This is a genomic window from Sphingomonas sp. AC435 (assembly GCF_979253005.1).
This window is the reverse complement of sequence record NZ_CEEDCJ010000006.1, coordinates 121,491-135,222: the sequence shown is the minus strand read 5'-3', so window position 1 is coordinate 135,222 and position 13,732 is coordinate 121,491. Positions and strand designations below refer to the sequence as shown.

The window sequence follows — 13,732 nt, the reverse complement described above, 5'->3', positions numbered from 1 at the left end:
TCGCGACTTGTCCAGCGCCCATGTGCTCCCGCGGAGGCGGGAGCCCAGTACTGGGTCCCCGCCTTCGCGGGGAGACATGGTTGGTTCGTGGCTGAAGGAACTACTAGGGACCGGTGGTGGTGCGGGAGCGATCAGCGCGAACGGCTACATCCCGTCACGGACGCAGACCCCGGGTCAGACCTTTCCGCCGAGCATTCGGATCAGAAACGCGCGAAGCCGTTCGGTCCTTGCGGGGCTGCCCTTCGCCAAGACGCCGCGCGCATGCTCGGGGAGGTGCGCGGCCACAGTATCGGCGTCGGCATCGAATACATAATGGTCGAACCACGCCCGCCATGCCGCTTTTTGTGGTGGCGGCAGGTCACGGACGCTCATCAGCGCGTGGATCAGCGCGCCGAACGGCGACGCCGTCTCCTCGTGATTCCACCAGTAGTTCACCAGCACGTTGAACGGGTCGAGCGCAGCGACGTGATGCCACCAGATCGCCGGCACGAATATCGCATCCCCCGGTTCCAACTCGGCGACCTGCGCGTGCTCCAGCGCTTCGGCGAAGCGGGGGTAGCGGTCGAGATCGGGGGCCGCCGGGTCGGCCATGCTCGACGGCGGCCCCGCCAGCGTGTTGTCGAGCGGCCCGATATATAGATTCGCGATCTGATCGGGCGGGAACAGCGTGAAGCGGCGGCGGCCGTGAACGACGCAGGCGATGTTGTTGGACTGGTCGTAATGGGTCGCGACGCGCGTGGCATTGCCGATCCAGAGACGGGCCGGCGCATTGCCGGTCGGCAGGTTCAACGCGTTGTCGGCGTCCCAGCCGGGCAGATGCTCGGGCGCTGTCGCGGCATTGGCGTACAGCGCGTGCGGTGAAGCGACGTGCTGCTCGGCGAAGCGGAGAAGCTCGCCCAGCAACTGGCCGAGCGCGACATGCTGTCGCTGAAAATTGAACCCGCTGAGATCGTCGTTGTAGAAGAAGCGACCGGCGATCTCCGGCGCGCCGATCATCACGTCGAGCGGTTTGCCGCCGCCGAACGCCGCCAGATACTCGGCCATCGCCCGGTCGCCGCCGCCACTCGCCCGGACGGCGGCCCAGTGCCTGACCTGCCCGCGCAGGATGATCGGCCGGTATTCGCCCACGACCTCGCGCGCGAAGGTCTCACCGTCGACGGCGGATCGTTCGGCGACGCGGCGGTCGGGGGCGGACGAGTGTCGAAGCACGTGCGGATCCTACAGGGTCCCGGCTGCGGCGACCACCGGAAACCACGGCCTGCCGGCGGCGCCAACGTCAGCTCCCACTGGACTTGTTCGCGCGGGAGCTTAGCCTGATTGCAAGTGGCGGGGACGGGGTACGATGAAGCTGACGGTTCGGATCGCGCTGCTGGCGCTTGCGCTCGCGCCGCTGACGGCGTTCGGCGACAGTGCGCCACAGGTCATGATGGCGACGCCCGGTGTCGGCAATGGTTCGATCGAGCGCTTCACGATCCGCTTCAGCCAGCCGATGGTCGCACTGGGCGATCCCCGGGCGGAGGGACCGCTGACGGTCCAGTGCGCGGTCGGCGGCGAGGGACGCTGGGTCGATCAGCAGACCTATGTCTGGGAATTCGCCACTCCGCTGCCGGGTGGCACAGCATGCGAGATGAAAACGCGCGACGGTCTGAAGAGCGCGAGCGGCTATGCGCTGGCGGGCCAGCAGAGCTTCAAGGTGGATGCGGGCGGGCCGGTGGCGCGTGTGGTGCTGCCGGGGCAGGGGCGCAATATCGAGGAGGATCAGGTGTTCCTCGTCGCCGCGAACATGGCCGCGACCCCCGCGTCCGTTGCGGCCAACGCTTACTGTGCGGTCGACGGGATCGGCGAACGAATCGCCGTCGACGTGCTGCCGGCCAGTTTGGCGGGCGAGTTGCTGGGCAAGATGGGCACCGGGCAATGGGAGGTCCGCAGCTTCCTCGAAAGCGCGGGCCTGCCGACGGCTATCCCGGCGAGCGCGCCGGATCGCCAGCCGCTGCTGTCGACGGTAACCGCACTGAAATGCCGCCGTCCGTTGCCGCCGGGCCGCGACGTGGCGCTGGTATGGGGCGCGAACATCGCCGGGGCGGGCGGCAAGCTGGCGGGCGCGGACCAGCGTTTCGACTATACCGTCCGCCAGCCTTTCACCGCTCGCTTCGAATGTTCGCGCGTCAATCCGCAGGCGGGGTGCAGCCCGGTCGAGAAGGCGTATGTCCGTTTCACCGCGCCCGTGCCGATGAGCCAGGCGGCGGCGATCCGAATCCGGACGCCGGACGGAAAGACGATCGCGCCGACCTTCGACGATGATGATCGCAAGAAGGCGACGACATCGGACGTGACCTTCGCCAACCCGCTGCCGTTCGGCACTGCGGCTACGCTGGTTCTACCTGCCGACATCAAGGACGAGAGCGACCGACCACTCGCGAACGCAGAGCGCTTTCCGTTGGAGGTGCGCTTCGACGTCGCGCCGCCGCTGGTGAAGTTCGCCGCGGGCTTCGGCATTCTGGAAGCGAAACAGGGCGGCGTGCTGCCGGTGACGGTGCGCAACGTCGAGCCGGCGTTGCAGGGGCGGAAGCTGACGGTGAACGGCCAGACGATGCGCGTCGACGGTTCGGACGGCGATATCGCCAAATGGCTGCGCACCGTCGACAGCGCGGACGACACGAGTTTCGAGGAGGTCGAGCGGGGCGGCGAGACGGTGCGGATCAACCACACCGGCGAGAAACCGATCCTGACCGCCGGCTCGGGCGCGGCGATGACCGTCGCGCTGCCGGGCAAGGGCAAGGATTTCGAGGTCGTCGGCATCCCGCTTAGCAAGCCGGGCTTCTATGTCGTCGAACTCGCCAGCCCGGTGCTGGGCCGCGCGCTGCTCGGGCGCGACGTACCGCGCTACGTGGCCAGCGCGGCGCTGGTCACCGACATGGCGGTCCATTTCAAATGGGGCCGCGAGCGCAGTCTGGCGTGGGTGACGCAATTGTCGGACGGAAAGCCCGCCGCCAATGCGGAGGTGCGCGTCACCGACAGTTGCACGGGCAAGCTGCTGGCGCGGGGCGTCACCGATCGCAGCGGCGGGCTGTACGTACCCGCTGGCCTGCCCGAGCCGGAAACGTATAGCGACTGTTCGAGCGAGACCGGATCGCATGCGCTGATGGTGTCGGCGCGCCGCAACGGCGATTTCAGCTTCACACTAACCGAATGGGGCGAGGGTATCCGCCCCTACGACTTCGACCTGCCCTATGGCTATTCGGCGCGCGGGGAGATGGTCCACACCGTGTTCGACCGCGCGCTCGTCCGGCAGGGCGAGACGGTGCACATGAAGCACATCCTGCGTCGCCCGAACGGCAGCGGCTTCGCGCTGGCGCCCGGCGTGACCGGCACGCTGAAGCTGACGCATCGTGGGTCGGACACGCAATTCGAGCTGCCGCTCAAGATCGATGCGAACGGCATCGGCGAGAACCAGTGGGCCGCGCCGCAGGGCGCGCCGATGGGCGATTACGACCTGTCGATCGAGGCGGCGGGGCGATCGATCGAGATCGGCCAGTCGTTCCGCGTCGACGAGTACAAGTTGCCGACGATGCGCGCGACGGTGACCGGGCCGAAGGAGGCGGCGATCCGTCCCGCCAACCTGCCGCTCGACCTGTTCGTCGGCTATCTGTCGGGTGGCGGCGCGTCCAATCTGGGCGTCGACCTGCGCGTCGGCTGGTTCGCGCACAGCGCCACGCCGGACGGGTATGACGGCTACACCTTCGGCGGCCGGCCGGTGACCGAGGGTGTCAAGGCGCTCGACGGCGACGGCGAGGAGGAGCGGACCGAGCTGCCGCCGACGCAGACCCTGCCCGCGATGCTGGGTGGCGACGGCACCGCGCGGCAGACGATCGAGGTGCCGCAGTCGCTCGACGGCAATGCCGACATGCAGGTGGAGATGGACTATCGCGATGCGAACGGCGAGACGCTGACCGCGTCGCGCACGATCCCGATCTTCGCCTCGGGCGTGCAATTGGGCGTGAAGACCGACGGCTGGCTGATGAAGAAGGACGATCTGCGCCTGCGCTTCGTCGCGCTCGACACGGGCGGCAAGCCAATCAAGGGCCAGAAGATTTCGGTCGCGCTGTACAGCCGGCAGGTGCTGACCGCACGGCGGCGGCTGATCGGTGGCTTCTACGCCTATGACAACCAGATGCGGACGACGAAGATCGACGCGGATTGCGCGGCCACGACCGATGCGCAGGGGCTGGCCCAGTGCAAGGTCGATCCGGGCGTCTCGGGCGAAATCTACGCCGTTGCGACCACCATCGACAGCGAGGGTCGGACGGCGCGCGCGGTGCGCAGCGTCTGGCTGGCAGGCGATGAAGACTGGTGGTTCGGCGGCGACAATGGCGACCGCATGGACCTTGTCCCCGAACAACAATCCTATGCGTCCGGGGAAACCGCACGGTTCCAGGTGCGGATGCCGTTCCGCGAGGCGACCGCGCTGGTGACGGTGGAGCGCGAGGGTGTGTTGTCCAGCTTCGTCACGCGCCTGTCGGGCTCCGACCCGGTGGTGTCGGTGCCGATGACGGGGGCGTATGCGCCCGACGTGTTCGTGTCGGTGATGGTCGTGCGGGGTCGCACGACGAGCGGGTTCTGGAGCTGGCTGCACGGTATCGCCCGCACGTTGGGGCTGTCGGACGCGCCCGACGACGCGCCGGAGCCGACTGCGCTCGTAGACCTCGCCAAGCCCGCCTACCGGATCGGCATCGCCAAGGTGAAGGTCGGGTGGGAGGCGCACCGGTTGCAGGTCGCCGTGAAGGCGGACCGCGAACGCTATGCCCCGCGCGACACCGCGCAGGTGGCGATCCGCGTCCGCACGCCGGACGGCCAGCCGGCGCGTACCGCCGATGTCGCGTTCGTTGCGGTCGATCAGGCGCTGTTGCAGCTTGCGCCGAACGATAGCTGGGATGTGCTGACCGCCGAGATGGGAGAGCGGCCGTTGTCGGTCCTGACCGCGACCGCGCAGATGCAGGTCGTCGGCAAGCGCCATTACGGCCGCAAGGCGGTGGAGGCCGGCGGCGGTGGCGGCGGCGATATGTCGGGGCTGAACCGCGAGAACTTCCAGCCGGTGCTGCTGTGGCGCGGGCGGGTGGCGCTGGATGCGCGCGGTCAGGCGCGCGTCGCCGTGCCGCTGTCCGACGCGCTGTCGTCCTTCAAGCTGGTGGCGATCGCGACGGACGGTGCACAGCTGTTCGGCACCGGCAGCGCGGATATCCGTACCGCGCAGGACCTGTCGATCTATGCCGGCCTGCCGCCGCTGGTGCGGACCGGCGACCTCTATGCCGCCGCGTTTACGCTGCGCAACGGATCGGCGAAGCCGATGACGGTGACGGCGAACGTCGACGTCTTCCCGCGCGTGGCGCAGGGCAAGCCGCTGACGGTGACGATCCCGGCGGGCGGTGCCGCTCCGGTCGCGTGGAACCTGACCGCGCCGGATGGTGTCGCTTCGCTGCGCTGGCAGGTGCGGGCACGCACATCGGACGGCCGCGCGACGGATCAGGTCACGGTGACGCAGGACGTGGTGCCTGCGGTGCCAGTGGAGGTCTGGGCGGCGACGCTGGCGCGCGTCAACGCGGGCTCGACGATCCCGATCGCGCCGCCTGCGGGCGCGCTGCCGGGCCGGGGCAGCGTCGACGTGCGCCTCGACGACAGCCTCGTGCCCTCGCTGAAGGGCGTGCGCGATTATATGAGCGGTTATCCGTACAATTGCTTCGAACAGCGGCTGTCGCGGATCGTCGTGCTGGGTGATGCGGCGGGCTGGGCGCGGCTGGCGGGCGATATCCCGACCTATCAGGCGCCCGACGGGCTGCTGCGCTACTTCCCCGGCGATACGATGAACGGGTCGGAGGCGCTGACCGCGTATGTCCTGTCGATCAGCGGCGAGGCGGGGCTGGCGTTGCCAGAAGCGCCGAAGATGCGGATGATCGAGGCGATGAAGGCGGTGCTCGACGGCCGGCTGCGCCGCGAGGATTATGGCGACGTGCGGCTGCAACGCGTGGCCGCGCTGGCCGCGCTGGCGCGGGTCGGGTCGGCGACGCCGGCGATGCTCGGCCAGATCGGCATGCCGCCCGCCGACATGCCGACCGCGACGCTGGCCGACTATCTCGCGGCGCTCGACCGTATCCCCGGCCTCGCCAACGGACCCGCGCTGAAGGCGGAGGGCGAGCGCGTATTGCGCACCCGGTTGGTGTATGAGGGCACGCGGCTCGACCTGACGGACCAGTCGTCGCAGTCGTGGTGGCTGATGTCGTCCGGCGACGAAGCCGCGATCAAGGCGACGTTGGTGACGCTCGGCCGCCCGGGCTGGCAGGACGATGCGCCGCGCATGATGGTCGGCGCCACGCTGCGCCAGAGCCGCGGGCATTGGGATACGACGACGGCGAACGCGTGGGGCACCGTCGTCGCGCGCAAGTTCGGCGGGCTGTATCCGGCGGAGGCGGTGGCGGGCAAGACGACGCTGGCGTACGGCGCGCGGCAGATCGCGAAGGGCTGGCCGCTGGCGGGCGACCAGCGTGTGACGTCCTTCCCGCTGCTCGCCGCGCCCACACCGCTGCGGATGGCGCAGGCGGGCGGGGCGGGGCCGTGGGCGACGGTGTCGGTATCTGCGGCGGTGCCGCTGAAGTCGCCTCTGTCGGCCGGCTATCGCATGACGCGGCAGGTGACGCCGGTGCAGGCGCGGAACCCCGGCCGGCTGACACGCGGCGACGTGCTGAAGGTGACGATCACCGTCGACGCCACCGCGGAGCGCAACTGGGTGGTCGTCAACGACCCGATTCCGGCGGGCGCGACGATCGTCGGCGACCTGGGAGGACAGTCGGCGATGTTGCAGGCGAGCGGCGACGGCGAGGGCGTGCAGCCGTCGTACGTCGAACGTGGCCGCGACGCATGGCGCGGGTATTTCGCGTGGGTCCCACGTGGGCGCTTCGTGGTCGCCTACACCGTGCGGCTGAACGGCGCCGGCCGCTTCGGCATGCCGCCCAGCCGGGTCGAGGCGATGTACTCCCCCGCGATCCGTGCGGCGGTACCCAATGTGCCGGTCGTGGTGGGGATGCGGTGACGTTGCCACCGTCGTGCCGGGTCGATCCCGGCATCCGCTTTTTTGGAACGCCTCATCCGTCAGGATGCGCGGTATCGTGGATGCCGGGACCAGCCCGGCATGACGGCTGGTGCGAGGTCATGGGCGTGAACGGCAGGCGACGTGCGGGGCGGAAGGCATCAGTCCGGACTCGGCTGTGACCGGCGAACGTGGGGCGGCATGGCGCGGGGGGCCGGCCCTCGCGGGAACATGGGAGGTCTTGAGGCGGCGCTGGCGATGGATCGCCGTGCTGGTTGCCTTCACCCTCCTCGCAGTCGTCGACTACGCGACCTATCCGCCGCCGATCCCGGATTACACACAGGCCCGTGCCGCCTATCGCCCGTCGGAGGCGTGGCTGTACGACCGTCACGGCGTGCTGATCGACAGCGCGCGGGTGGATTTCGCGACGCGGCGGCTGGCCTGGACGCCGCTCGACCGGATTGCCGCGGTCGTGCCGCGGACGATCGTCGCGGCGGAGGATCATCGCTTTGCCTCGCACGGCGGCGTCGACTGGCTGGCGCTGGCGGGATCGGTGCGGCGGCGGATCGCGGGACAGTCCGCGCGCGGGGCCTCAACCCTTTCGATGCAGGTCGCGGGTTTTCTCGCTCCCGATCTGGCGCGTCCCGGCGCGCGCGGGTGGCGCGACAAGCTGCGGCAGATGCGCGCCGCGCGGGCGCTGGAAGGACGCTGGAGCAAGGACCAGATTCTGGAGGCCTATCTGAACCTCGCGCCGTTCCGTGGGGAGGCGCAAGGGATCGGTGCGGCGGCGATGGGCTTTTTCGGTAAGACGCCGGCCGCGCTCGCCCGGGACGATGCGGTGCTGCTCGCGGCGTTGCTGCCCGATCCGCAGGCGAGCGCCGACCGGCTGGCGCGCCGTGCGTGCCGGCTGGCGCGGGCAGGCGATTGTTCCGGTTTCGAAGCGCAGGCGGCGTCGATGCTCGGCCCGGCGCGCAGTCTGGCGCTCGACCCCGGTCTCGCGCCGCATCTGTCCGATCGCCTGCTGACCAGGCCCGGCCTGCGTGTCGCGACGACGCTGGATGCAGGGTTGCAGCGGCTGGCGATCGGGGCGTTGCGTCGGCAATTGCAGGGGCTGGGCGGGACACGGGCCCGCGACGGCGCGGTGGTGGTCGTCGACAACCGGAGCGGCGACGTGTTGGCCTATGTCGGCGGGATCGGCGGCGCGTCGACGGCGGCGGCGGTGGACGGCGCGAACAGCTATCGGCAGGCGGGATCGACGCTGAAGCCGTTCCTGTACGCGCAGGCTATCGAGCGGGGATATCTAACGGCGGCGTCGATCCTCGACGATTCGCCGGTGCAACTGGATACGGCGTCCGGGCTCTATGTACCGCAGAATTACGATCACGGCTTCAAGGGGCCGGTGTCGGCGCGCAGCGCGCTGGCGGGGTCGCTGAACGTGCCCGCCGTGCGGACGCTGTTGCTGGTCGGGGTCGATCCGTTCCGCGACCGGTTATGGGATACCGGCTACCGCGGCCTGACCGAGGACGGGCAATATTACGGCTTCTCGCTGGCGCTGGGGTCGGCGGAGGTGACGCTGCTGGAGCAAGCGGACGCGTATCGGAGCCTCGCGAACGGCGGGCGCTGGTCGCCGCTGCGCGTGTTGCTACGTGCGCGCCCCGCCGTATCGCGGCCGGTGACGACGGCCGCGGCGGCGTGGATCGTCGCGGACATGATGGCCGATCCCAATGCGCGCGCGGCTACGTTCGGTCTGGATTCGGCGCTGCGGCTGCCCTTCTGGGCGGCGGTGAAGACCGGCACGTCGAAGGCGATGCGCGACAATTGGTGCGTCGGTTTCTCCGATCGCTTCACGGTGGCGGTGTGGGTCGGCAATCTGGAGGGCGATCCGATGCGGGCGGTCTCGGGCACCAGCGGCGCGGCCCCGGTGTGGCGCGACCTGATGCTGGCGTTGCACGCCCGCAATCCCGGCCGCGCGCCGCCGCCGCCCGCCGGGGTCGAGGCGCGCGCAATCGCGTTCGCCGACCGGATCGAGCAGCCCCGGCGCGAGTATTTCCTGCGCGGTACCGGACAGACGCTGATCGCCGCCGCGCCGGGTGAGGCACGGCGGCCGCGCATCGCCAATCCGGTCACCGGCACGGTCTACGCGATCGACCCCGACATTCCGCCGGACCGGCAGCGGTTCGCGGTCGCGGTGACGGGGAGCGCCGCCGCGTATCGCCTGATGCTGGACGACCGCGATCTCGGCCCGGCGCTGGCCCGGCCGCAGGTGATGCCCGCGCCGGGGCCGCACCGGCTGCGGCTGGTCGACACGGCCGGCCGGGTGGTCGATCAGGCGCGCTTCACGATCCGCTGACCGGCGCGTCCCGGCCGGTGCGTCGCCACAACATCCACGCCATCGCCGCGAGCAGCGCGGTCGCCGCGAGCAGCACCGCCCAGAGCAGCGCCTGCCGCCTCGACCGGCCGCTGTCGTCGGCCGCTGCCAGATGCAGCGTGGTCGCGGGCAGCGTGATCGACGCGGTCGCCGGCGTCGTCGTCCGGAGGCTCGCCAGCGGCAGGTACGGATCGGCCGTCCCGGCGCGCCCCACCGCCAGCGTATAGGGTGGACGACCCGACGCGAGGAACACGACTGCCGCTGGCGCAAAGCCTAGCTCCAGAGTCGGTGGCGCGGTGAAGCCGGGCGATCGCCCGTCGGCCTCGATCCGCCACAGGCGATGGCGGCTGTCGCCGACCATAATGGCACTGCGCTCGCTCGTGGCGAGATCGGCGCGGGCGGCGGTGCCGTCGCCCAATGCCGTCCACGGTTGCTCCCGGTTGTCGCGGCCGAGGATGCGGATCGGCACGATCATGTCGTTGCCCGTCGGCAGCACCCGCACCGTCGCGATCGGACTGGCGAACGGGGCGACGAACTCGATGGCATGCGCGTCCGTCAGGGGCGGCAGAGTCGCGGCGACCGTGACGCTCGCCGCGGCGTCGGCCTGTGTCAGCAACGCCGCGCCCTCGACGCCGACCGGCGACAACAGTCGCGAGGACCCGCGCCACGACACGCGCAGATAGTCGCCGTTCAGCCGCGCGCCGTCCAGCGGGATCGCGACGGCATCGCGGGCGTCGCCGGCGCGGTAGACGGTCTTGTCGCCCAAAGTGCGCCATGTCTTCAGATCGTCACTGGCGTCCACGACGAAGGTCACAGGCTGGCCGGCGGGCAAGGTGGCGTCGAGCGACAGGCCGGCGGCGCGCGTGACGATCCGACGGGCATCGAGCAGGACGCCGAGCGTTGCGGTAGTCGCGCGGTTGCCGGGCTTGCCCTCGACCTGCGCGACGCTGGCGCGCCCGCTGTCGTCGATGCGCAGCGAAACCCCGGTGACGTCCAGCGTGTCGCCGCTACCCAGGATCGGCATCACCCGCAGGGACACGCGGCGGCCCGGTGCGTCGGCCGGGGCTGCGCGGGCGATCGGCATCGCGCGGTGGTCGGCATCGAAGACGCGCACATCGTTCAGTCCACCGGTGCGCGACGCCGCGATCACCGCCGCGGGCAACGTCAGCCGTTGCACCGCCGATCCCGCGGCGACGGTGACCGGTGCGCGTACCGCATAACGATCCGGCGTGTCGCTCTGCTCGGGTGCGGCCGCGACCAGCGTGGCCAGCGCCAGGACGACGGCGGCGTGATGGAGCAGGCGCCTCATGCCAGCGCCTCGGCGGGGTGGCTGTCTTTCGGTGGCAAGGGCGCGAGATAGCCGACGACCAGCATCAGCACGCCGACGCCCATGAACGCGATGATGCGCGCGCCGCCACCCGCGGCGTTGAGATCGATCAGCAGCAGCTTCAGAACCGTCAGCGCCAGCAGCCCGGCCCCGACCAGCCAAAGCGTCCGCCGCACGCGACGATGCGCCACGACCATCAGCGTCAGCGCCAACACCGTCCACAGGATCGCCAGCCCGGTTTGGACGACGACGCTGTCGAGCAGCAGGTCCATCGACCACGGCACACCCAGCCAGTGATGCGCGATGCGCAGCCACACCGTGTTGACGATCACGAACGCGAGCCCGGCCAGCGCCGACAGCGCGCCCGTTCCGCCGAGCTTCGCCGCGCCGGGCGGGACCGGAACGGCGGTAAGCATCGTGCGCCGCCACGCCTCCAGCGTCGCCAGCGACAGGCCCAGCGACAGGTCGACGGGGTTCAGCACGGGTACGTAGGGCAGGGGCGGCGCGACGCCGGACGACAGCAGCCCAGTCAGCAGCGCTCCGCCATAGACCAGCACGGCGATCGGGATCGCTGCGACCCAGCCATACGCGGCGGCATGCCGGTCGAGCGGCCAGCGCTTGTCCGCCGCATGCCGTATCGCGCGCCCGGCGGTCAGCGTCAGGGCGAGCAGCACCGCGATGCTCGCAACGAGGAACACGACCTCCGCCCACGCCGTGCGCCACAAGCCGGCGCGGTCGATCCCCAGCCACAGCGCGTCGGCCAGCATCGCGACCCCCAGCAGCACCCCGCCGACATGGGTCGTCGCGAGCATCTCGCGCGGAGCCGACGCCTCGCGATCGTTCACGAACAGCATGCGCAGGTGCAGCGCGATCGCCGCTCCCCACATCAGCCAGTCGGGCATCGACAGGATGTTGCGGCCGAAGCCGATCACGCCGGTCGCGAATGCCAGCGTGAGCGCCGGCAGCGCAGCGTAGCTCGGCCAGAATGCGACCGCCCAGCGGCGGCGCTGGCCCAGCATCTGCGCCAGCCACGCGCTCGCGACGGCGGTGAGCATCACGACGACCGGTTGCAGGGCCGGATCGATGACCGGCACCGGCAGGGCGTCAGCGCGGAGTGACGGCACCGCGCGGATCGCCTCCGCCGCCCACGCCGCGCACCAGAAGGCGAAGCCGAACAGGAAGGCGGGCGCGGCCAGCGCGTGCTCCACACGCTGATACGATTGCGCCATCCGCGATCCGCTGTGCGGCAGTGGCTCCCGCAACCACCACGCCGTCGCCAGCGCTGCCAGCGCGATCAGCATCGCACCGAGGAACGCCGGGTTGGCGAGCGGGACGGCGGCGGTGGTGTCGAAGGTAGCGATGTAGACCAGCGCGGCGACCACTTGCAGCAGTAGCCCGAACAGCCGCGGCATCCACCGCGCTTGCCGCATACCGACCCAGAACGCGCCCGCTCCCTCCAGCGCCCAGGCCGACGACGTCCAGCGCGCGCCGAGCGCCAGCGGCACCGCCAACGTGACGAAGCCGATGCCGATTGCGAGCATCGTCTCGTTCATCACCCGGAACGTGTCCTTGCGATACCGCATGGTCCACATCGCAACGCCAAGATACAGCGCCGCGAAGCCCAGCGCGGCAAAGGCGCTGCCGAAGGGCCGGTCGCTTACGAGACCGACCTGAAGACCGAACCCCGCCAGCGCCGGCCCGAACAACAGGGTGGTGTCGACGACATTGCCCAGACGGCCGGGCGTCGCCCGCGTGTACAGGACGGCGGTCGCGACGTAGATCAGGACGGAGACGATCAGAAAGCCCTGCGCGGCGGCATAGTCGCCCGGCTGATAGCTGGTGGTGCCCCACAGCGTCGCCATTCCGAACGTGGCGAAGAAGCCGATCAGGTTCAGCACGCGCCACGCCTGACGCTGCGCGATGAACAGGATCGCGGCGTTGAGGATCGTGTAATAGACGAACACGCCGACGATGTTGCCGCCGCCACCCGCGAGCAGGACGGGCACGGCGAAGCCCCCGGCGAAGGCGGTCGTCGCCAGCGCCTGCGACCGTTGCAGCAGCGCCAGCGCACAGCCGAGCGCGCACACCACGATCATCAGCGCGAAGGCGGCAGCGACCGGGAAGCCGTCGAGCAGCCTCACCGCCGCGAACAGCGTCAGATAGATCGTGGCGATGCCCGCGCCTTGCAGCGCCAGCCCGAAGCCGGGCCGGTCGGTTCGCGTGCGGAACCCGAAGCCCAGCAGCGCGATGCCCGCCGCGACGATCAGCGCCAGCCGCGCCTCGACCGGGAACAGTCCCGCGGCGGCGGCATAGCTGGCGAGGAAGGACAGTCCCACGAACAGGATGACGAGTCCGACGCGCACGATCGTGTTGCCGCCCAGCAGCCAGCCCTTCGCGGCGGCGATGCCCGCGGCGATCGTCGTCGCGACGATGCCCGGTTCCGGCGGTGTCGTCGTCACCGGTTCCCGGGCTGCGGGTTGGCGAGGCGATGGCGCGGCCGACCAGCTATCCGTCTGTGGCGTTTGCGCGCGGGCGGGGACGACCACAGGAGTGGGGACGGGCACGGGCACGGGCACGGGCACGGCGGGCGCGGAAAAGGGGTCGGGCGCGGCGACGCCGTTCGCGATCAGCGCCGCGATCTGGTCCTGCAACGGTGCGGTCGCGCGCGTTACTTCGGCGCGCACCGCGCTGCGAAAGCCCCAGCCGACGAACGCGCCGCAAAGACCGCCGAGGAAGAAGCCATAGCTGTCGAGGCCAGCGGCGAGCCAGCCCGCCAGCGCCCCGACGATTGCCATCCATACGATCATCGGCCGTCTGTCCCCCGCGGCGTCTCGACGACGCCGATGAGTACATGCCCCAGCCCCCTCCACCGGTCGAGGGGGCGCGTTCTTGCGGACGTTTCGAACGCATGGGGCGTGCGGACACGCGGGCCGCCGCCCGGAATTGGCAGAACGTGTTT

At 70.5% G+C, this 13,732-nt stretch carries 5 protein-coding genes; 2 read left to right on the top strand and 3 right to left on the bottom strand.

From position 1 onward, the window contains the following. Positions 1 to 174: 174 nt before the first annotated feature. Complete coding sequence (locus tag AC0CH8_RS13075; protein ID WP_465240272.1) at positions 175 to 1,209, bottom strand: cupin-like domain-containing protein; 1,035 nt, start codon at positions 1,207 to 1,209, stop codon at positions 175 to 177. A gap of 133 nt (positions 1,210 to 1,342) precedes the next feature. Between AC0CH8_RS13075 and AC0CH8_RS13070 the strand changes: the two genes are divergently transcribed. Together AC0CH8_RS13070 and pbpC are read left to right on the top strand one after the other, a co-directional pair. After that, positions 1,343 to 7,081 (top strand): alpha-2-macroglobulin family protein, encoded by a 5,739-nt coding sequence (locus tag AC0CH8_RS13070; protein ID WP_465240271.1) that lies wholly within the window; start codon positions 1,343 to 1,345, stop codon positions 7,079 to 7,081. A gap of 238 nt (positions 7,082 to 7,319) precedes the next feature. Further along, on the top strand, positions 7,320 to 9,428 hold the full coding sequence (pbpC, locus tag AC0CH8_RS13065; RefSeq protein ID WP_465240336.1) for a penicillin-binding protein 1C: 2,109 nt from the start codon (positions 7,320 to 7,322) through the stop codon (positions 9,426 to 9,428). Here the strand turns inward: pbpC and AC0CH8_RS13060 are convergent. Further along, the gene (locus AC0CH8_RS13060) at positions 9,415 to 10,755 is read right to left on the bottom strand and encodes a DUF3999 family protein (protein ID WP_465240270.1); all 1,341 of its coding nucleotides are present in this window, start codon (positions 10,753 to 10,755) and stop codon (positions 9,415 to 9,417) included. The two genes, pbpC and AC0CH8_RS13060, sit on opposite strands and share 14 nt — an antisense overlap. Continuing rightward, complete coding sequence (locus AC0CH8_RS13055; RefSeq protein WP_465240269.1) at positions 10,752 to 13,580, bottom strand: DUF2339 domain-containing protein; 2,829 nt, start codon at positions 13,578 to 13,580, stop codon at positions 10,752 to 10,754. Before AC0CH8_RS13055 ends, AC0CH8_RS13060 begins: the two co-directional genes overlap by 4 nt. Positions 13,581 to 13,732 lie beyond the last annotated feature (152 nt).